Source organism: Streptomyces sp. NPDC056503 (assembly GCF_042794995.1).
In the GTDB taxonomy this organism is placed as follows: domain Bacteria; phylum Actinomycetota; class Actinomycetes; order Streptomycetales; family Streptomycetaceae; genus Streptomyces.
Window position 1 is genome coordinate 15701 of sequence record NZ_JBHTST010000083.1, and the last position, 19873, is coordinate 35573.

General features: G+C 73.6%; 13 protein-coding genes. 3 read left to right on the plus strand and 10 right to left on the minus strand.

Annotated elements, in window-relative coordinates:
- Window positions 1-172: 172 nt before the first annotated feature.
- The 6 genes from ald to ACFQ8C_RS23510 form a co-directional block, all read right to left on the minus strand.
- Window positions 173-1288 (minus strand): alanine dehydrogenase, encoded by a 1116-nt coding sequence (gene ald / locus ACFQ8C_RS23485; RefSeq protein WP_383460852.1) that lies wholly within the window; start codon window positions 1286-1288, stop codon window positions 173-175.
- Window positions 1289-1434: 146 nt separating this feature from the next.
- On the minus strand, window positions 1435-3420 hold the full coding sequence (locus tag ACFQ8C_RS23490; RefSeq protein ID WP_383460853.1) for a tetratricopeptide repeat protein: 1986 nt from the start codon (window positions 3418-3420) through the stop codon (window positions 1435-1437).
- 364 nt (window positions 3421-3784) lie between these two features.
- Entirely contained in the window at window positions 3785-4699 is a 915-nt protein-coding gene (locus ACFQ8C_RS23495; protein WP_383460856.1) for a hypothetical protein, read from the minus strand.
- Entirely contained in the window at window positions 4696-5151 is a 456-nt protein-coding gene (locus ACFQ8C_RS23500; RefSeq protein WP_383460858.1) for a hypothetical protein, read from the minus strand. The genes ACFQ8C_RS23495 and ACFQ8C_RS23500 overlap by 4 nt, the downstream gene beginning before the upstream one ends.
- Window positions 5152-5250: 99 nt before the next feature.
- Entirely contained in the window at window positions 5251-5877 is a 627-nt protein-coding gene (locus tag ACFQ8C_RS23505) for an NUDIX domain-containing protein (protein WP_383460861.1), read from the minus strand.
- Window positions 5878-5952: 75 nt separating this feature from the next.
- On the minus strand, window positions 5953-7605 hold the full coding sequence (locus ACFQ8C_RS23510; RefSeq protein WP_383460891.1) for a CTP synthase: 1653 nt from the start codon (window positions 7603-7605) through the stop codon (window positions 5953-5955).
- A gap of 527 nt (window positions 7606-8132) precedes the next feature.
- Here ACFQ8C_RS23510 and ACFQ8C_RS23515 point away from each other — a divergent pair.
- Both ACFQ8C_RS23515 and ACFQ8C_RS23520 read left to right on the plus strand, forming a co-directional pair.
- Window positions 8133-9935: a glycoside hydrolase family 15 protein gene (locus ACFQ8C_RS23515; protein WP_383460864.1), complete on the plus strand. Its 1803-nt coding sequence runs from the start codon at window positions 8133-8135 to the stop codon at window positions 9933-9935.
- Window positions 9936-10012: 77 nt separating this feature from the next.
- Window positions 10013-11407, plus strand: coding sequence for an FAD-binding oxidoreductase (locus ACFQ8C_RS23520; protein ID WP_383460867.1), 1395 nt, complete (start codon window positions 10013-10015; stop codon window positions 11405-11407).
- A gap of 3 nt (window positions 11408-11410) precedes the next feature.
- Here the strand turns inward: ACFQ8C_RS23520 and ACFQ8C_RS23525 are convergent, their stop codons facing one another.
- Together ACFQ8C_RS23525 and ACFQ8C_RS23530 are read right to left on the minus strand one after the other, a co-directional pair.
- The gene (locus ACFQ8C_RS23525) at window positions 11411-13042 is read right to left on the minus strand and encodes a flavin monoamine oxidase family protein (protein ID WP_383460869.1); all 1632 of its coding nucleotides are present in this window, start codon (window positions 13040-13042) and stop codon (window positions 11411-11413) included.
- Window positions 13043-13083: 41 nt separating this feature from the next.
- Window positions 13084-14607, minus strand: a complete 1524-nt coding sequence (locus ACFQ8C_RS23530; RefSeq protein ID WP_383460872.1) for an APC family permease — start codon at window positions 14605-14607, stop codon at window positions 13084-13086.
- Window positions 14608-14766: 159 nt separating this feature from the next.
- Here ACFQ8C_RS23530 and ACFQ8C_RS23535 point away from each other — a divergent pair, with 159 nt between their 5' ends.
- The gene (locus tag ACFQ8C_RS23535; protein WP_383460875.1) at window positions 14767-16389 is read left to right on the plus strand and encodes a PucR family transcriptional regulator; all 1623 of its coding nucleotides are present in this window, start codon (window positions 14767-14769) and stop codon (window positions 16387-16389) included.
- Window positions 16390-16585: 196 nt separating this feature from the next.
- Here ACFQ8C_RS23535 and ACFQ8C_RS23540 read toward each other — a convergent pair whose 3' ends face one another.
- A complete protein-coding gene (locus ACFQ8C_RS23540; RefSeq protein ID WP_383460878.1) occupies window positions 16586-17674 on the minus strand; it encodes a glycosyltransferase family 4 protein in 1089 nt (362 codons plus the stop codon).
- Between the two features lie 334 nt (window positions 17675-18008).
- Complete coding sequence (gene recN, locus ACFQ8C_RS23545) at window positions 18009-19760, minus strand: DNA repair protein RecN (protein WP_383460881.1); 1752 nt, start codon at window positions 19758-19760, stop codon at window positions 18009-18011.
- Window positions 19761-19873 lie beyond the last annotated feature (113 nt).

Consider the following 19873-nt stretch of genomic DNA (forward strand, 5'->3'; position numbering starts at 1 on the left):
GGGTGTGCGAAACGGTTAAAGGGTTACGTTCGAGACGAGTTGACCGAACGTTTTGGCGTGGCCGGAGACACAGCCGGCCGGACCTTGTCGAACAAGGTCCGGCCGGGTGCGTGACATTGACGGCGGGCGTTGACGGGACCGCCGCCGGAGCCCCCGCGGGGCGGCTCCCAGGTCAGCCGATGAGGGTGCTCAGCTCGACGTGCTCGTAGCCGTGCGCCTCGGCGACCTCCTTGTAAACCACCTTGCCGTCATGGGTGTTGAGGCCCAGACCGAGGGCGGCGTCGCGGCGGAGCGCCTCGACCCAGCCGTTGTTCGCCAGCGACACGATGTAGGGCAGCGTGGCGTTGGTGAGCGCGTAGGTGGAGGTGTTCGGGACCGCGCCGGGCATGTTGGCGACGCAGTAGAAGACCGAGTTGTGGACCTGGAAGGTCGGCTCGGCGTGGGTGGTCGGGTGCGAGTCCTCGAAGCAGCCGCCCTGGTCGATCGCAATGTCGACAAGGACACTTCCGGGCTTCATCTTGGCGACGAGCTCGTTGGTGACCAGCTTCGGGGCCTTGGCGCCCGGGATGAGGACGGCGCCGATGACGAGGTCGGCCTCGACGACGGCCTTCTCCAGCTCGTAGGCGTTGGAGACGACCGTCTGCACCTTGGTGCCGAAGATCTTGTCGGCCTCGCGGAGCTTGTTGATGTCGCGGTCGAGCAGGGTCACGTGGAAGCCCATGCCGACGGCGATCTGGGTGGCGTTCCAGCCGGAGACGCCGCCGCCGATGACGACGGCCTTGCCGGCGTGGGTGCCGGGGACGCCGCCGGGGAGGACGCCGCGGCCGCCGACCGAGCGCATCAGGTGGTAGGCGCCGACCTGCGGGGCCAGCCGGCCCGCGACCTCGGACATCGGGGCGAGCAGCGGGAGCGCGCGGTTCGCGGTCTCGACCGTCTCGTACGCGATGGCGGTGGTGCCGGACTCCAGGAGCGCGTCCGTGCACTCCTTGGAAGCGGCGAGGTGCAGGTAGGTGAAGAGCGTCTGGTCCTTGCGGAGGCGGTGGTACTCCTCCGCGATCGGCTCCTTGACCTTGAGGAGCAGGTCGGCCGAGCCCCAGACCTCGTCGGCGGTGGCGAGGATCTCGGCGCCCGCGGCGACGTACTCCTCGTCCGTGATCGAGGAGCCGGCGCCGGCGTTCTGCTCGATGAAGACCTGGTGGCCGTTGCGGACGAGCTCGTGGACACCGGCGGGGGTGATGGCCACGCGGAACTCGTTGTTCTTGACCTCGCGGGGGATGCCGACCTTCATCGTCGATCACGGTCCTTGAATCAGGGGGATAACTGGTGCACTGCGATACATACCCGGATGCACTGCGGCGCACCGGGGCAGACCACGTTCGAACGCGGCGGAACCAGTCTAATGAAGGAGTTCCCGCTGTCTAGCCTTTCAAAGTACTAATCTTCTGCGGACCCACTGCGGATTTCGTAGGCAAAGCGTTCCGTTTCCAGCAGACGGTCCGCCGCAGCCCGGTGGAGCCGCGCCGCAGCCGGGTCCCCGAGCCGGTCGAGGGTGTCGGCGAGCCGCAGCTGGAGCGCCGCCTGGAGCCGGGTGTCCTGGGCCCGCCGGGCCCACTCGACCGCCTCCTCGCAGGTCCGCAGCGACTCCTCGGGGCGCCCGGCGTACTCCTGCACCCGGGCCGCCTCGCTCAACGCCCGCGCGTGGCCCGGGAGATCGCCGAGCCTGCGGTAGCCGGCCGCGGCCGCCCGCCAGTGCCGCAGCGCCTCGCCGTACCGCCCGGCGTAGGTCTGCACGGCCCCGAGGCGGCCGTACAGGCGCGCCTGGTCGGCCCGCTCGTCATGGGCCAGGCGCTGGGCGAGGGCGCGGCCGTACCAGTCGCCGGCCCGCTGCCAGTCGCCGAGCTCCTGATAGCTGCCACCTACGGATTCCATCGCGCGACCGGTGGCATACGGATCATTTGCCTGCCTTCCGACCTCCCAGGCCAACCGATATCGCAGCAGCGCATCCTTCGTGCGGCCGGTCCGGGCGTCGAGGTCGCCGAGGTTGAGCAGGGCGGCGGCCCGCTCCCGGTGCAGTTCGCGCCGCTCGGCCACGTCGAGGACGAGCCGGTGCAGCCCGTAGAGGTCGGGGGCCGCCGCCTCGGCCCCGTGGTGCGCGGTGAGCGCCCGCACCAGGGAGGCGATGAGCCGGCGGGCGAGGGTGTCGAGCTCGCCGTCGGCGACCGCGAGCCGGGCGCAGGCCAGCAGCTCCGTCCGGCGGGAGGCCAGCCAGTGCGCGGCGTCCTCGGGGGTCGGGAAGCGCAGGGCGCGCGGCAGGCCGGCGAGCCTGCGCCGGGCCGGGGAGCCCTCGGGTTCGGTGACCGCACGGCAGGACTGGAGGAGCCGTACGGTCCGCTCCAGCATCCGGGCCCGGGCGAGCTGCACCTCGGCGGGCCGGTCGCGCTCCTCCAGCTGGGCGCGGAGCAGGGGGACGAGATGGCCCGGGACCTCGTACCGCCCGTCGGCGGTCTCGGCCACCAGTCCGAGCCGGGCGAAGTCCGCGAGCGTGGTCGTCGCCGCCGAGACCGAGCAGCCGGCCAGGGCGGAGGCGGTGTGGGCCTCGGCCCGGCCGAGCGGGGCGAGCGCCAGGTAGCGCAGTATCCGGGCGGCCGGCTGGGGCAGCGCCTGGTGGGCGAGGAGGAAGGTGCGGGTGAGGGGGTCGCCGTTCAGGCCGCGGAGCCGTTTGGCGAGGTCGGCGACGGAGGTCTCGGGCCGTCCGGCCAGCCAGCCGCCGGCGAGGACCACCGCGGCGGGCAGCCCGCCGCACTCCTCGACCAGCGCCTCGGCGGCCTGCGGGTCGACGGTGATCCGGACCGAGCCGGTGGCGGAGGTCAGCAGCTCGATGGCGGACTTCGGGTCGAGCCCGCCGAGCGTGCAGGGCCGGACGTCCGGAATGCCGGTCAGCGGCCCCCGCGCCACCGCGACGACCAGGGCGTCGGGGTTGTCGGGGAGCAGCGGCTCGGCCTGCTCGGCGTCGACGGCGTCGTCGAGCAGCAGCACCGCCCGGCGCCCCCCGAGCGCCTCGCGGACCAGCTCGGTCAGCTCGTCCTCGGCGGCGCCCGGCGGCTCCTCGACCCCGAGGTCGCGCAGGAGTTCACGGGCGGCCCTGGCGGTGGGGACGGGCTCCCCGCCGGGCTCGGTGAGCCGTGCCCGGTAGACCCCGTCGGGGTAGCGGCCGGCGACGGAGGCGATCAGCTCCTCGGCGAGGGCGGTCCGCCCCGAGCCGGGCCGCCCCGCGACGAGCAGGACCCGGGCGCGGGGCTCCTTGCGGCCGGTGAGGGTGTCCAGACCGGTCCGCTCGATGTCGGCGCGGAGGGCCTTCAACTCCCGCTGCCGGCCATAGAACTGCCGGCTTCCGGCCGCCGCCACCGCCTGATCCGTCACGGGCCACACTCCCGTCCACCTGCGCACGAGCCGATCCCCGCGGGGGACTCCGCATGGGCGTGTACGAGCGTAGTTCAGCCCCCCGCGCGGACCCGGCGGAGCGTGGCGGGCACATCCCCCGATCGGATCAGCAGACAGTCATACCGATCACTCCGACTGCCCCACCGAAAGGCCGACCACCCCGCCCACCCACGCCGACAGCCGACCACCCCGACCCCCGTACGACGGCCGGCCGGCACCGCGGCACGCACCACGACGGGTGACCGCCACCGCGCACGCACCACGCCGGACGGCCGGCGCGCGGCACGCACCACGACGGGTGACCGCCGCGCACGCACCACGACGCCGGCCGGAGGCCCGGCGGTCAGAAGAGCCAGGCGAGGAAGCTCCCGATCGCCCAGCCCAGGGACGCGCCCGCGGCTCCCGCCGCGGCACCCGCCGCCGCGCCGACGCCGGCGAGGGCGAGCCCCGCCCCGCCGCCCGCGGCCGCGCCGACGGCGTCGGCGTTCGCGGTGTCCTCCAGGTCCCCGTTGCTCTCCTTGGCCATCACGGTCGTCCCGCCGCCCCCGCCGCCGTCGCCCCGGCCCTCGCTCAGCAGCCGGTAGAAGGAGAAGTCCGGCGCGTAGATGGTGGACGCCCCGTCCTCCAGGATCAGCGCGGCCTGCTCCAGACCGGCGTCGACGTACCCCTCCGTGTCCTTCGCGCTCCGCAGGCCGGGGTCCCTGAGCAGCCGGACCTTCCCCTCGACGCCGGGGGCCTGCTCCAGCTTGCGCTGGAGCCCCCGCAGCTCCTGCTGCACGGACCGCGGCAGTCCCGCCCTGGCCTCCTCCAGCCGGGGCAGCAGCTCCAGGACCGCCCGCATCCGCTCCTTGGTGTAGTCGTCGATCTGCTCGACCTGGAGCGCCGCCTCCAGCACCTCCTCACCGGTCGGCCTGGCCTGCCCGTCCTTCAGGTCGAGGTAGCGGATCACCTGGACGGGCCGGCTCAGCACCTCCCGGAGGATGAGGGTGTGGTCCTTGGGGCCGAGCGGCCCCCAGGGGTCCGGGAAGGGCACGTCCGGGTCCAGCCACAGGCCCAGCGTCCGGTTGGGGAAGCGGTCGAAGATCGAGTCCGGCAGCCGCCTGGCCGCCGCGCCCTCCGACTCGCTCAGCGCGGAGAGGACCACCGCGCGGATGTCCGTCTCGACCTGCTTCTCCAGGATCGCGGGCAGCTTCACGCCGCCGAGATCCACGACGAAGCGACTGCCGTCCTGCCTGGGGCCCTGCGGGGCACTGCTCATCTCTGCTGCTCCGATCGTCCGTGGGGACCGGCCCCGACGGCCGGGACCCCCGCTTCCCTGGTCATGACGAGCGGGCAGATACGGCACGCGGAGACGCCCCGCTGGTGGAACCAGCGGCACTGGCGCCGGATCGAGCAGCGCGGGAGCGCATCGGGGGTCTCTTCCGGGGGCACCAGCGCGGCGAGCCCGCCCGGGAGCCCGCAGCCCCCGTCGCTCCACTGCGCGCAGGCGCTCTCCCGGCACGGCGCGCCGAACCGGAAGCGCGCCTCCGGAGCGGGACCGGACCGGAGGCGGTCCAGGAACTCCGCCGTGACGGGCAGTCGTTCGCCGAGGTAGCCGACGGTGCCGTCGGACCGCACCACGCCCAGGACGATCGCGCCCTCGCCCGCCGGCGCGCTCGGGCAGAGCAGCGAGGGCTCCGCGGGCTTCTTCGCGCCGGAGGGATCGGACATGGATGCGCCCCAGTCGGTGACTCGTATCGACCCCCTCGCCACGCAGCGTAGATCGGTCGGACACGGAGCGCATCCGCGAGGAGGCCCGCGGACCTGCGGTCAGGCCTCGAACGGGCGGGCCGGCCAGGGCGCGTCGGCCGGGCGGAGGGCCTCCTCGCCCTCGCCCGCGCGGGCGGCGACCAGGGACAGGACCCCGACGACCAGGCAGTTGTTGTGGAGCTCGCCGGCGAGGACGCCGCGGACCAGGTCGGCCAGCGGGATCCGCGCCACCTCCATGTCGGCCTCCTCCTCGGAGACCTCGTACCGCTCCCCCTCCGCCTCGGCGAGGTCGCGGGCCAGGAAGATCCTTACGGCCTCGTCGCAGCCGCCCGGGGTGGTGTAGACGTCCGCGAGGACCCGCCAGTCGCCCGCCTTGGCGTACGCCTCCTCGTACAGCTCGCGCTGCGCGGCGTGCAGCGGGTTCTCTCCGGGCACGTCGAGCAGTCCGGCCGGGATCTCCCACAGCTTCTGCCGCACCGGGTGGCGGTACTGACGCAGCACCAGCACCCGGTCCTCGGCGTCCAGGGCGAGCACGGCCACCGAGCCGGGGTGGACCTGGTAGTCGCGGCGGGCGACCGAGCCGTCCGGCATGACCACGTCGTCCGTGCGGACACTCGTCTTCTTGCCCGTGAAGGGGGTGGCGGTGGCCACGACCTGCCACTCCTCCGGGGTGTCCTGCACCTGCATCTGCGTCCTCCCACACACACGGAAACCGGGGTACCGGTCCGTCAGGACCCGTACCCCGGCAACGTTAACGCCTTGCTACTTCTTGCCCGTCTTGCGCTCGACGGCCGCCTTGACCAGACCCGCGAAGAGGGGGTGCGGGCGGGTCGGGCGGGACTTCAGCTCCGGGTGCGCCTGGGTGGCGACCAGGTAGGGGTGGATCTCCTTCGGGTACTCGACGAACTCGACGAGCTTGTTGTCCGGGGAGGTGCCGGAGAAGACCAGGCCGGCCTTCTTCTCCAGCTCGGCGCGGTACGCGTTGTTCACCTCGTAGCGGTGACGGTGGCGCTCCTCGACGTACGGCTCGTCCTCGTAGGTCTCGCGGACGACCGAGCCCTCGGCGAGCTTCGCCGGGTAGAGGCCCAGGCGCATCGTTCCGCCGAGGTCGCCGGCGCCCTCCACGTAGGCGAGCTGCTCCTCCATCGTGGAGACGACGGGGTGCGCGGTGGCCGGGTCGAACTCGGTGGAGTTCGCCTCGGGGATGCCCGCCAGGTTCCGGGCCGCCTCGATGACGATGCACTGGAGGCCGAGGCAGATGCCGAGCAGCGGCACCTTGTGCTCACGGGCGTACTGGATGGCGCCGACCTTGCCGGAGACGCCGCGGTCGCCGAAGCCGCCGGGGATGAGGATGGCGTCGCAGTCGCCGAGCTGCTTCTCGGCACCGGCCTGGGTCTTGCAGTCGTCGGAGGTGACCCACTTGACCTTGACCCGCGCCTTGTTGGCGAAGCCGCCGGCGCGCATGGCCTCGGTGACCGAGAGGTAGGCGTCGGGCAGGTCGATGTACTTGCCGACGAGCGCGACGGTGACCTCGTGGTCGGGGTTGTGGACGCGGTCCAGGAGGTCCTCCCAGACGGTCCAGTCCACGTCGCGGAAGGGCAGGTCGAGCTTGCGCACCACGTAGGCGTCGAGGCCCTCGGAGTGCAGCACCTTCGGGATGTCGTAGATCGACTTGGCGTCGATGGCGGCGACCACGGCGGCCTCGTCGACGTCGCACATCAGCGAGATCTTGCGCTTGATGGCGGTCGGGACCTCGCGGTCGGCGCGCAGCACGATCGCGTCGGGCTGGATGCCGATGTTGCGCAGGGCGGCGACCGAGTGCTGGGTCGGCTTGGTCTTCAGCTCGCCGGAGGGGCCGATGTAGGGCAGCAGCGAGATGTGCACGACGAAGACGTTGTCGCGGCCGACCTCGTGGCGGACCTGGCGGACGGTCTCCAGGAAGGGCAGCGACTCGATGTCGCCGACGGTGCCGCCGACCTCGGTGATGACGACGTCGACGTCGTCGGTGGCCATGCGACGGATCCGCGACTTGATCTCGTTGGTGATGTGCGGGATGACCTGCACGGTGTCGCCGAGGTACTCGCCGCGCCGCTCCTTGGCGATGACCTGCGAGTAGACCTGGCCGGTGGTGACGTTGGCCGAGCCGTCGAGGTCGACGTCGAGGAAGCGCTCGTAGTGGCCGATGTCCAGGTCGGTCTCGGCGCCGTCGTTGGTGACGAACACCTCACCGTGCTGGAAGGGGTTCATCGTGCCCGGGTCGACGTTGAGGTACGGGTCGAGCTTCTGCATCGTGACCCGAAGGCCCCGGGCCTTGAGGAGCGCACCCAGGCTGGAGGCGGTGAGGCCCTTGCCGAGGGAGGAGGCGACACCCCCGGTGACGAAGATGTGCTTGGTCGTCGTGGTGTTGGGCGGCATCGCCAAGAGGGGGCTCCCGTGGTCGCGTTTGGAGGTGCGAAGCGGCAGGTCCTCCGGAAGAATCGGGGGTGCCGTCGCTGCGGTTTCGGGGGTTTCGGCTGGCGCCGTTTCCCACCGGTCCACGGGGTACCAGGGTATCAGTGACAGCAGGAGACCGCTTCCGGCCACACGGGCGGCACACCGGCCGACCGGGTGGGACCGGCCGTGGCGAGGCGGTCCGCGGCGCCCGGCGGGGCTCCGGGGGCGCATCGAAAAGACCTGTTCACCCGTGTGGAGCAGCGCGTTACGCGGGTGATCACCACGGTCACTACTGTGCGGACCATCCCGCCCGGCCACGCCGCCGAGCGGCCGGCCGACGGCACCACCCCCGCCCGCGGAACCGGACCGGGAGTCCGTGTCGCCTCCCCTCGACCCGTTGCCGGAGCCGGCTATCCCGCACACTGGCACCGCGGGCACCTCTCGCAACTCGCAACATCTGCTGCAGGCGCCCCGAGGGGCGGACAGGCCGTTCGACTGGAGTGAAGCACGTGGCCGGGCGTATCGAGGATTACGCACTCATCGGAGACATGCAGACCGCGGCGCTGGTCTGCCGGGACGGCAGCGTCGACTGGCTCTGCCTCCCACGCTTCGACTCGCACGCGGTCTTCGCGGGGCTGCTCGGCACCGAGGAGCACGGCTTCTGGAGAGTGGGCCCAGCCGGCCCGGACGACACCGAACCGGCCCCCGCCGACCGTCGCCGCTACCGGGGCGACTCGCTGATCCTGGAGTCCGAGTGGGACACCCCGCGCGGCACGGTCCGGGTGACCGACTTCATGCCGCCGCGCGACGGCGCCCCCCAGCTGATCCGGATCGTGGAGGGGGTCAGCGGCCGGGTGCGGATGCGCTCCGCGCTGCGGATGCGGTTCAGCTACGGCCGGATCGTGCCCTGGGTGCACAAGGTCGGCGAGCGCACGGTCGCCGTCGCCGGACCCGACTCCGTCTGGTTCGACACCGAGGCCGAGACCCACGGAGAGCACCTCACCACCTACTCCGAGTTCACCGTCACCCCCGGCGACCGGATCGCCTTCACGCTCTCCTGGCAGCCCTCGCACAAGGAGCCGCCGGCGCTGCCGGACCCGGAGGGCTCCCTGGAGGCGACCGCCGTCTTCTGGCGCGACTGGGTGGACCACTGCACCTACCACGGCCCCTACCGGGAGGCCGTGGTCCGCTCGCTGATCACCCTGAAGGCCCTGACGTACGCGCCGACCGGCGGGATCGTCGCCGCGCCGACGACCTCGCTGCCGGAGGAGATCGGCGGCGTACGGAACTGGGACTACCGCTACACCTGGCTGCGGGACGCGGCCATCACCCTCTCCTCGATGCTGCGCACCGGCTACCGCGAGGAGGCCCGCGCCTGGCGGGACTGGCTGCTCCGCGCGGTCGCCGGCGACCCGGAGAACCTCCAGATCATGTACGGCATCGCGGGCGAGCGGGAGCTCGGCGAGGCGGAGCTCGACTGGCTGCCCGGGTACGAGAACTCCGGCCCGGTCCGGGTCGGCAACGGCGCCGCCAACCAGCTCCAGCTCGACGTGTACGGCGAGGTCACCGAGGCCCTGCACCTGGCCCACATGACGGGCCTGTCCCGCAACGACTACGCCTCGCTGCTCCAGATCAAGCTGATCGCGTACCTGGAGAAGAACTGGGACCAGCCCGACGAGGGCATCTGGGAGGTCCGCGGCCCGCGCCGGCACTTCACCCACTCGAAGGTCATGGCCTGGGTGGCGGTCGACCGCACGATCAAGCTGATCGAGTCGGGCGACGCGGACGGCCCGCTGGAGCGCTGGCGCGAGCTGCGCGACGAGATCCACCGGGACGTCTGCGAGAAGGGCTACGACAAGGAGCGGAACACCTTCACCCAGTCGTACGGCTCCAAGGAACTGGACGCCTCGCTGCTGCTGATCCCGCAGATGGGTTTCCTGCCGCCGGACGACAAGCGGGTGATCGGCACGATCGAGGCGATCCAGCGGGAGCTGTCCACGGAGGACGGCTTCGTGCTGCGCTACCCGACGGCCGGCGAGGAGGCGGGCGTCGACGGCCTGGAGGGCGACGAGGGCGCCTTCCTCGCCTGTTCGTTCTGGCTCGCCGACGACCTGGCGATGATCGGCCGGGTCGACGAGGCCCGCACCCTCTTCGAGAAGCTGCTCTCGCTCCGCAACGACCTGGGGCTGCTCGCCGAGGAGTGGGACCCGAGGCTCCAGCGGCAGGTGGGCAACTTCCCGCAGGCCTTCAGCCACGTCCCGCTGATCGACACGGCCCTGCGGCTGACGGCGAGCGGCGCGTACGGCGGCTGAGCGGCCGAGCGGCGTGCCCCGGGGGCCGGACCTACCATGAGAGTGTCCTGGCCCCCGTAACGAAGGGGGGGCAGCCCATGGCTCCCCAGTCCACCGTTCCGGACACCGCCCTGGCCGGCCTCCGCGAGGATCTGGCCGGTGAGGTCCTCGTACCCGGCGATCCGGGCTACGACGAGGCCAGGCGTATCCACAACGGCATGATCGACCGCCGTCCGGCGGTCATCGCCCAGTGCGCGACCCAGGCCGACGTGTCCAACGCGATCCTCTTCGGGCGGGAGACGGGGCTCCCCGTCGCGGTGCGCGGCGGCGGCCACAGCGTCGCCGGCGTCTCCTCCGTCGACGGCGGTCTGGTGGTCGACCTGCGCCGGATGCACGCCGTGGTCGCGGATCCCGAGCACATGACGGTACGGGTCGAGGGCGGCGCCCTGATGAGCCACCTGGACCGCGCCACCCAGCCCTTCCACCTGGCCACCACCGGCGGCCGGGTCTCGACCACCGGCGTCGCCGGCTTCACCCTGGGCGGCGGCTCCGGCTGGATGGAGCGGAAGTTCGGGCTGGCCTGCGACAACCTGCTCTCCGTCGAGCTGATCACCGCCGAGGGCAGGCACGTGGTGGCGAGCGCGGAGGAGAACCCCGAGCTGTTCTGGGCGCTGCACGGCGGCGGCGGCAACTTCGGCGTGGCGACCTCGCTGACCCTCCGGCTGCACGAACTGCCCGCGACGAGCTTCGCGCTGATGCTCTTCCCGCCGCGCTCGGGCCCCGACGTGGTGCGGGCCTTCCGGACGCTCCTGGAGACGGGCCCGGACGAGGTGGGCGGCGGGGTGCTGTACTTCCCCGCCCCGCCGGAGCCGTTCGTGCCCACGCACCTGGTGGGGCAGCTGGTGTGCTCGGCGCTGGTCACGTACGCGGGCCCGGTGGCCGGGCTGCGCCACCTGGCCGGTCCGCTGTCCGCGCTGCGACCGGTGGTGGACCTCGTCCAGGAGGTGCCGTACGCGGACCTCCAGTGCATGCTGGACGACCCGCCCGGGCTGCGGAACTACTGGTCGGCGGAGTACCTGGGCTCGTTCCCCGACGAGGCCGTGGACGTGTTCTGCGCCCGCGGGGAGCGGCTGCCGGAGGGCACGGCCACCCAGCACGTGCTGTTCCCGCTGGGCGGCGCGGTGGCCCGCGGCCCGGCCGACTACCCGTTGCCGTGGCGCTCCGACCCGTGGGCCGTGCACCCCTTCGCCACCTGGGAGGACCCGGCGGCCGACGGACGGGCCATCCAGTGGGTGCACGACGTGCGGACGGACATGCGGCCGTGGACGTCGGACGCGGTGTACCTCAACTTCATCGGGACGGAGGGCGAGCAGCGGGTCGTCGCCGGTTTCGGTGCCGGCAACTACCCGCGGCTCGCCGCCGTGAAGGCCGCCTACGACCCCGACAACGTCTTCCGCCTCAACCACAACATCGTGCCGGCGGCCGCGGCCTGACCCCTACCGCAGGGCGTCGACCACCTCCTTGGCGGCCCGCTCGCCCTCGGTGGCGCCGCCCTCCATGAAGCCCTGGTAGTCGTAGGAGCAGTGCTCGCCGCCGATGTGGACGTTGCCCTGGGCCTTGCCCTCGTATCCCGCGTACCGGTGGAGGTAGCCCACCGGCCAGCAGGAGTAGGCGCCGAGCGCGTTCGGGTTCTCGTGCCAGGCGGAGAGCTGGGCCCGGCCGTTCCAGGCCCGCGCGGTGCCGGGGAAGAAGGCGTCGATCCCGGTGAGGTAGCGGTTCACCAGGTTCCGCACGTACGGGTCGGACTCGGTGGAGAAGGGGCCGGCGGGGTTCAGGTTCCGGGCGAGGCTGCCGCCGTTGTACTGGATGAGGATGCCGCCGGTGCCGCCCTGGAGCTTGGTGGTGTCCCAGGTCTGCTGCACGTCCAGGTCGGTGAAGCAGTCGCCCGCGGAGACCCCGGGCCAGGCGCCCGTGCCGCGCCACGGGCGGGTGCCGAACTGCATGTTGAGCTTGGTGCAGTAGCCCATGCGGGCGTCCCGGAGCAGGTTCGTCATGCGCGGGTCGAAGCCGGCCCGGGTGAGGTCCAGCCGCTGGAGGACCGGCAGCGGGACGCACAGGATCGTGTGGTCGGCGGTGACGGTCCGGGTGGCGCCGCCCTCGGCGAAGGTCAGCGTCTGGGTGCCGTCGGCGTTGGCCCGTACGGCCTGGAGGGAGAAGCCCATCCGGAGGGTGCCGGGGGCCAGGGCGCCGGCGATGGCGTTCGGGAGCCGGTCGTTGCCTCCGGTGACGTGGTAGCGCTCGTTGGACAGGCCCCAGATGTTGAAGTTGCCGGGATTGGTCTGGTAGCCCATGAGCAGGACGAGGGCGAGCGAGGACTGTTCGGTGGTGTCGGCCCCGTACTCGACGTTGTAGGCGACGTCGATGAACCTCCCCAGCGGCGAGGAGTGCCCGCCGGGGACGCGGCTCTCGATCCACTCGTACACCGACATGTCGTCGAGGGCGGTGCCGGTGGGCGTCGTCTGGTTCCAGAAGACCTCCCCCGCCTCGGACAGGTCGCGGCGCAGCGCCTGGTAGACCCCGTTGAAGTCCTCGTCGGCCTGGTGGCGCGGGTAGTAGCCGCCGTCGAACCAGAGGACCTCCTCGGCGCCGTTGGGGCCCCCGCCGAGGAAGTCCTCGGTGGGGAGGCCGAAGCGGCGGCAGAGCTCCAGCATCTTCTTGTGACTGGTGTCGATGAGCTCGCCGCCGATCTCGGAGGTCTGCCCGTAGGCCCAGTGGCCGCGCTGGGTCCACATGCGGCCGCCGACGCGGGCCGGGTCGGCCTCGTAGAGGACGGGGGCGAGGCCGGCGTCCTGGAGGGTGAGGGCGGCGGTGAGCCCGGCGATGCCGGCGCCGACGACGGCGACGCGGGCGTCGGACCGCACCGGCGGGTCGGGAACGGCGGCGACGGCGGGCGCGGCTCCGGCGGAGACGGCGATCCCGGCCGCCGCGGCGGCCTTGAGGAGGGTGCGGCGGCCGAGCGGGTCGCCGCGCAGGCCGCGCAGTTCGTCGACGGGGAGGCCGAGCCGGCGCGCGTCGGCGTGGTCGGCGGCGAGGCGGTTCAGGAGGTGCATCGGGTTGGTGCGTGCCATGGGGCGCTCCTGGAGGAAGAAGAGGGGTCCGGCGGTGCGGGTCAGCTCGTGGCGGCCGGTACGGGCTCCGCCTGCTCGTCGTCGCGTTCGGCGGCGTCCTCCAGGACGATCCGGCCGATGATCTCGTACCGCGCCGGCCGCTTGGCCTTGAGGTAGAGGCCGAGGGCGAGTCCGCCGAGGAAGACTCCGCCGACGGTCCACGGGATCGCCTTGAAGAAGAGGGAGTCGGCGGCGAGACCGGCCGCGGTCTCCATGTTGACGACGAGGAGGACGACGACGGCGATCATGCCGATGCCGCCGAGGAGGGGCGCGGTGAGGGTCCTGAACCAGTGCCGGTCCTCGGGGTGGTTCTTGCGGAAGTAGCCGATGACGGCGAAGGAGCAGAGGGTCTGCACGATGAGGATCGCCATCGTGCCGAGGATCGCGAGCAGCGTGTAGAGGTGGATGTAGGGGTCCTGGCCGGTGAGCCAGAAGGCGCCGACGAGGACGACGGCGATCGCGCTCTGCACGAAGGAGGCGAGGTAGGGGGAGCCGTGCCGGGGGTGGGTGCGGCCGAGGGCCGGGTGGAGGAAGCCCTCGCGGCCGATGGCGTAGAGGTAGCGCGAGGCGCACTGGTGGAAGGCCATGCCGCAGGCGAAGGAGCCGGTGAGCAGCAGCCATTGGAAGGCGTCGACGGCCCAGGCGCCGATGAAGCTCCGGGTGGGCGCGAAGAAGAGGTCGAGCGGGGTGGCGGAGGAGGACAGCTGCACCGAGCCGGCGAGGCCGTTCCCGGCGATGGTCATCCACGACACGTAGATGTAGAAGAGGCCGACGCCGATGACGGAGATCAGGGTGGCGCGGGGGATGACCCGCTTCGGGTCGCGGGACTCCTCGCCGTACATGGCGGTCGACTCGAAGCCGACCCAGGACCAGAAGGCGAAGAAGAGGCCGAGGCCGGCGGAGGCGCCGGTGAAGGCGTTCCTCGGGTCGACCGGCTCGACGGGGATGCCGTCGGGGCCGCCGCCGTGGACCAGGACGGCGGTGGCGACCGCGAAGAGGACGGCGATCTCCGCGATGAGCATGACGCCGAGCGCCTTGGCGGTCAGGTTGATGTCGAAGTACGACAGGACGGCGGTGACGGCCAGCATCGCGGCCGCGTAGAGGATCCACGGCAGGTCGACGCCGAGCTGGTCGGCGACGGTGGTCTTCGCGAAGTAGGCGAAGACGCCGACGATGGACGCCTCGAAGACGACGTAGGCGAGGACGGCGAGCATGCCGGAGGCCATGCCCGCGATCCGGCCGAGGCCGTGCGAGATGTAGCCGTAGAAGGCGCCGGCGGCGGTGATCCGCTTGGCCATGGCCACGTAGCCGACGGAGAAGACGGTCAGGACGAGGGTGGCGAAGAGGTATCCGGCGGGTGCGCCGGTGCCGTTGCCGAAGCCGACGGCGATGGGGAGGTTACCGGTCATCGCGGTGATCGGCGCGGCGGTGGCCACGGCCATGAAGACGACGCCGACGAGCCCGACGGAGTTCGCCTTGAGCCGGTCGACGCGGGGCGCCGGCTTCGCGGTGGAGGTGTCTGCCATGGCGCGAGAGCATCCAGGGGCGTGACGTAGGACACAAGCGACACGCGGTCGAACAATTCCCGCCGTGCCCCGACGAGTTGTCGCCCCCGGGGGCGAACCGACCCGGCCCGTGACCGCGCGGAGATGTCCGGGAAACACCATGGGCGATACCGTCCGCCCATGGACACGCAGGGCGGCATCACCGTACAACGGGCACTCGAACTCCCGGGGCTCCGCAGCGGCCTCCCGGAGGTCGTCACCGGCGCCGACCGGCTCCAGCGGACCGTCCGGTGGGTCCACGCCGGCGAGGTGCCCAACATCGCGTCCCTGCTGAAGGGCGGCGAGCTGCTGCTGACCACCGGCCTGGGCCTCGGCACCCGGCCGGCCGAGCAGCGGGCCTTCGTCCGCCGGCTCGCCGACCGGGGCATCGCCGCCCTCGTCGTCGAGCTCGGCCCGCGCTTCGCCCGCCTCCCGGCGACGATAGTGGAGACCGCCCGCACCGCCGGGCTGCCGCTGGTCCAGCTCCACCGCGAGGTGCCGTTCGTCGCGGTCACCGAGGAGATCCACACCGAGATCGTCAACGGCCACTACGCGCTCCAGAGGCAGGCCGAAGAGGTCCACCGGCAGTGCACCGAGGCGCTGCTCGGCGGCGGCGGGGTGCCCCAGGTGCTCCGGATCCTCTCCGACTTCGCCGCGAACCCCGTCTTCCTGGAGACCGCCGAGGGGCAGCTCCTGTACGCGGCGGGCACCGAGTCCGGGCCGGCCGACCCGCTCCAGGTCTGGGACGGGCTCCGCGGCCAGCGCGCCGCACGCGAGTCCGGCCCGCCCACCGGCACGGTCCTCGTCGACGTTCCGGGCGGCGGCCCCGGTACGGGCTCGGTGCGGGCCCGTCTGGTGCTGCTCGCGGTCTCCGGCGCCCTCTCCCCCGTCCACCGGATGGCCGCCGAGCGGGCGGCGGGCCTCCTCGCGGTCGTCCTCATGCAGGCCCGGCAGGAGGAGGAGCTGGCGGCCCGGGGCCGCGGCGACTTCCTGACGGACCTGGCGGAGGGCCGGATCTCGGCGGAGGACGCCCCGGCGCAGGCACGCGTCCTCGGCTTCCGGCCGGGCGACGGGCCGCTCCTCCCGGTCGTCATGCGCCTCGCCCCCGAGCTCTCCCCCTCCGGCAGCTGGGCGCTGCTCGCCCGCGCCGTCCACGAGGAGCTGTCCTCCGTCGGCGTCCCCGCCCTGCTCGGCGTCCGCCCGGTCGAGGGCCGCGTCCCCCTCCTCCTGGGCCTGCGCTCGGAGTCGGAGCGGACGGCGGTCGCGGACCGGGTCGCGGCGGCGCTGCGGGCCGGTGTCGAACGGGCCGGTCTCGAAGGCGCCGGCGCGCACCCGCCGGTCGTGGTGGTCGGCATGGCCGGCAGCTGGGCGGCGGCGTCGGCGGGCCTGCGGCACGCGGCGGAGACCGCCACGGCGGCGCAGGGCCTCATGGACCGCCCCTGGTACGACGCCCGGCGTCTCGACATCGACCTGCTGTTGTGGCGGCTGCGCGACCATCCGGACCTGGCGGCCTTCGTCGACCGTGCGATCGGCCCGCTCCGCGACCACGACCGCGCCTCCCGGCCCCCGCTGCTCCCCACGCTGGAGACGTACCTGGCGCACGCGGGCCGCAAGGCGGAGACGGCCCGCGAACTCCACCTCAACCGCCAGACCCTCTACAACCGCCTCGCCCGGATCTCCGAACTCCTGGGCACGGACCTGGACGACCCCCAGACGGTCCTGGCGCTGTCGCTGGCGCTGCGGGCCCGCAGGCACACCCCGTAGCCCTGCCCCCACGGGAACGGGGGCGGGGGCGGGAACGGGGGCGGGGTCACGGGCGCGAGCCCGAGGGCCTGGGGCAGCGAGCCCGAGGGGCCGGGGCCACGAGCCCGAGGGGGCAGGGGCGCGGCCCGCCCCGGACGGCCGGGCCGCTTCTCCCGGATCACGCCGCGGGCCCGGCGAGATCCGGCGAAGAGACGGCCTAGCGGGCCGCCAGTTCGTCGTACACGCTCAGGACGTGCGCGATCGTGTCGTCCTCCGACGGCCACGTCCCCGCCTGCACCCGCCCCGCCGCCGCGAGGTCCATCCGCCGCTCCGCGTCCTCCAGCAGCCCCCGCACCGCCGCCGCGAGCGCCGCCGCGTCCCCGTACGGCACCAGCTCCGCCGCGTCGCCGACGAGTTCCGGTACGCCGCCGACCGCCGTGGCGACGAGCGGCACCCCGAGCCGCAGCGCCTCCTGCGCGAGCAGCGACCGCGCCTCCCACCGCGACGGCAGCACCGCGACGTCCGCGGCGGCGAGGAGTTCGGCGATGTCGTCGCGGCGCCCGACAAGCCGGACGGCGAGCCCCTCGGCGACGATCCGCCGCTGGAGGGCGGCCCGCTCGCGCCCCTCGCCCGCGATCACGAGCAGCGGCGGCGGATCCAGCTCCCGCCACTCCCGCGCCGCGTCGAGCAGCGTCCCGTACCCCCGCCCGGGTTCGAGCGCGCCGACGGCCATGAGCAGCGGCCGGTCGACGGCGCCGAGTTCGGCGCGGGCCTTGCCGTCGTGGAGGCAGACGGGTCCGCGGGCGGCGGGCACGGTGACGGGGGCGAGCCGCGCGTCGCGCGCTCCGCGCCGCCGGGCCCGGTCGACGAGTTCGGAGGAGGTCCCGAGGACGACGGCCGCCGCCCGCACGGTCCGGCGCTCCAGGAGCCGTACGATCCCGGCCCTGGTCCCTTCGGCGTACGGCCGGCCGTGCCAGGTGGTGACGAGCGGGGTGCGGGCGAGCCCGACGGCGCCCGAGACGGCGAGCGCGGCCCGCACGGAGGCGTGCAGTCCGTGCGCGTGGACGACGTCGGCGCCGATGCAGGCGTTGCGGAGCACGCCGACGGTCGCCGGGTCGTTGCGGCGCGGCAGCGGCACGACGTGCGCGCCGACCCCGGAGTAGTCGTAGAGACGGTCGAGTTCGGCCGGAGCGCACACGGTCACCCGGACGCCCCTCGCCACCAGCCCCGAGGCAAGTGATCTGACGTGAGCGCTGCTGCCCGCGCTGCCGCCGCCCAGCACTTGGACCGTACGGAGCTGTGTCACGCGCCCAAGGATGCCAGCCCCGGCGCCCACCCGTACGCACGTTCCGGCACCGACACCGTGACGTTGCCCGCCCCGCCGGGCGCTCGCCGCACCGACCGGCCCCCAGGTTCACCCGTCCGAGCGAGCGCGCACCGAAGCGGCGCGCGCCCCGACCGGGCACCGCCCTCCCCGGCACACCACCGGCGCCCACCCCCGCCGCGTACCCGACGGGCCGGGCCGCCGCGTACCCGATGGGCCGGACCGCCCGCTCACGGCAGGGCCGGGTACGGCCCGCGCCGCCCTCGACCCGCCCTCGACCCGCCCCTGCCGGGACGTCCCCGCGCCGGGGCTCCCCTCACACGTCCGCCCTGGCCGTGGCCAGCAGCTCCTCCGCGTGGGCCCGGGCGGTCTCGGAGTCCTCCTGGCCGGCGAGCATGCGGGAGAGCTCGCGGACCCGCTCCTCGCCCTCCAGGACGGTCACCCCGGACCGGGTCACCGAGCCGTCGTTGGTCTTCTCGACGAGCAGCTGCCGGTCGGCGAAGGCGGCCACCTGGGGCAGGTGGGTGACGACGACGACCTGCGCGGTGCGGGCCAGCTTGGCGAGCCGGCGGCCGATCTCCACTGCCGCCTTGCCGCCGACGCCCGCGTCGACCTCGTCGAACAGGTACGTCGGCACCGGGTCGACCCCGGCGAAGACGACCTCGACGGCGAGCATCACCCGGGACAGCTCACCACCGGACGCGCCCTTGGCGATGGGCCGCGGCGGCGCCCCGGGGTGCGGGGCGAGCAGCAGCTCGACCTCGTCGACGCCGGACGGCCCGTACGCGACCCACCGCCCGCCGACCCGGACACCGGACGCCTCGTCGGCGGCCTCGGCCTGCCGGATGTCGAAGGACACGCGCGCGTGCGGCATGGCGAGCGAGGCCAGCTCCGCGGTGACCGCCCCGGCGAACCGGTCCGCCGCCTCCACGCGGGCGTCGGTGAGCCGCTGCGCGAGGACGGACAGCTCGTCGCGGAGCCGGTCGCGCTCGGCGGTCAGCTCCCCGATCCGCTCGTCGTCGCCGTCCAGCTCCCCGAGCCGCTCCGCGCTCTCCTCCGCCCAGGCCAGCACGGCCGTGACGGACTCGCCGTACTTCCGGGTGAGCTGGGTGAGCGCGGCCCGCCGCTCCTCGACCGCGGCGAGCCGCAGCGGATCCGCGTCCAGGTTGTCGGCGTATCCGGCCAGCTCCTGCGCCACGTCGGCGAGCAGGATGGAGATCTCCCCGGCCCGGTCGGCGAGCGCGGCGAGCGCCGGGTCGTGCGCCCGTACGGCCTCCAGGGCCCGCCCCGCCCCGCCGACCAGGGTGGTCGCGTCCACGGACTCCGGATCCTCCGGGTTCCCCGCGAGCGCGGCGTGCGCGAGCGCGGCGGCGGAGGCCAGCGCCTCGGCGTGCCCCAGCCGTTCGGCCTCGGCGGCCAGCTCCTCGTCCTCGCCCGCCCGCGGCGCGACGGCCTCGATCTCGGCGAGCCCGAAACGCAGCAGATCGGCCTCCTGGGCTCGCTCACGTGCCCGGGTGGTGATCTCGTCCAGCTCGGTGGTGACGGCCCGCAGCCCGCGGTACGCCTCGGCGTAGGCGGCGAACGGCCCGGAGACGGCCTCGCCCGCGTACCGGTCCAGCGCGCCGCGCTGCCGGGCGGGCTTCAGCAGGCCCTGCTGGTCGGTCTGCCCGTGCACGGCGACGAGTTCGTCGGCGAGCTCCGCGAGCAGCCCGACGGGCACCGAACGCCCGCCGAGGTGGGCGCGCGAACGCCCCTCGGCGGAGACCGTACGGGACACCAGCAGGGCGCCCTCGTCGAGTTCGGCCCCCGCCTCCTCGGCGCGCACCGCGACGGGCGCGCCGGGCGGCAGGCTGATCCGCCCCTCGACGACCGCCGAGGCGGCTCCGATCCGCACCAGGGCCGGATCGGCCCTGCCACCGAGCAACAGCCCCAGGCTCGTGACGACCATGGTCTTGCCCGCGCCGGTCTCACCGGTCACCGCGGTGAAACCGGGCGACAGCTCGACCACCGCGTCGTCGATGACCCCGAGCGACCGTATCCGCATCTCCTCCAGCACGCCCCAGACCATACGAGGTTTCCGTGCCGCGACGCGACATCACCCCCGGCACGGGCCGCCCCGCGGGCCGGGGCACGGGCCGGGCCGCGGGGCGAGCGGCCCCCCGCCGGGCTCGTTTACACAAA

Bases quoted from the DNA above. Each gene is read 5' to 3' on its own strand.
- ACFQ8C_RS23495 (WP_383460856.1), bottom strand. From the start codon at position 4,699: ATGAGCAGTGCCCCGCAGGGCCCCAGGCAGGACGGCAGTCGCTTCGTC.
- ACFQ8C_RS23525 (WP_383460869.1), bottom strand. From the start codon at position 13,042: ATGGCACGCACCAACCCGATGCACCTCCTGAACCGCCTCGCCGCCGAC.
- ACFQ8C_RS23505 (WP_383460861.1), bottom strand. From the start codon at position 5,877: ATGCAGGTGCAGGACACCCCGGAGGAGTGGCAGGTCGTGGCCACCGCC.
- recN (WP_383460881.1), bottom strand. From the start codon at position 19,760: ATGGTCTGGGGCGTGCTGGAGGAGATGCGGATACGGTCGCTCGGGGTC.
- ald (WP_383460852.1), bottom strand. From the start codon at position 1,288: ATGAAGGTCGGCATCCCCCGCGAGGTCAAGAACAACGAGTTCCGCGTG.
- ACFQ8C_RS23500 (WP_383460858.1), bottom strand. From the start codon at position 5,151: ATGTCCGATCCCTCCGGCGCGAAGAAGCCCGCGGAGCCCTCGCTGCTC.
- ACFQ8C_RS23520 (WP_383460867.1), top strand. From the start codon at position 10,013: ATGGCTCCCCAGTCCACCGTTCCGGACACCGCCCTGGCCGGCCTCCGC.
- ACFQ8C_RS23535 (WP_383460875.1), top strand. From the start codon at position 14,767: ATGGACACGCAGGGCGGCATCACCGTACAACGGGCACTCGAACTCCCG.
- ACFQ8C_RS23530 (WP_383460872.1), bottom strand. From the start codon at position 14,607: ATGGCAGACACCTCCACCGCGAAGCCGGCGCCCCGCGTCGACCGGCTC.
- ACFQ8C_RS23510 (WP_383460891.1), bottom strand. From the start codon at position 7,605: ATGCCGCCCAACACCACGACGACCAAGCACATCTTCGTCACCGGGGGT.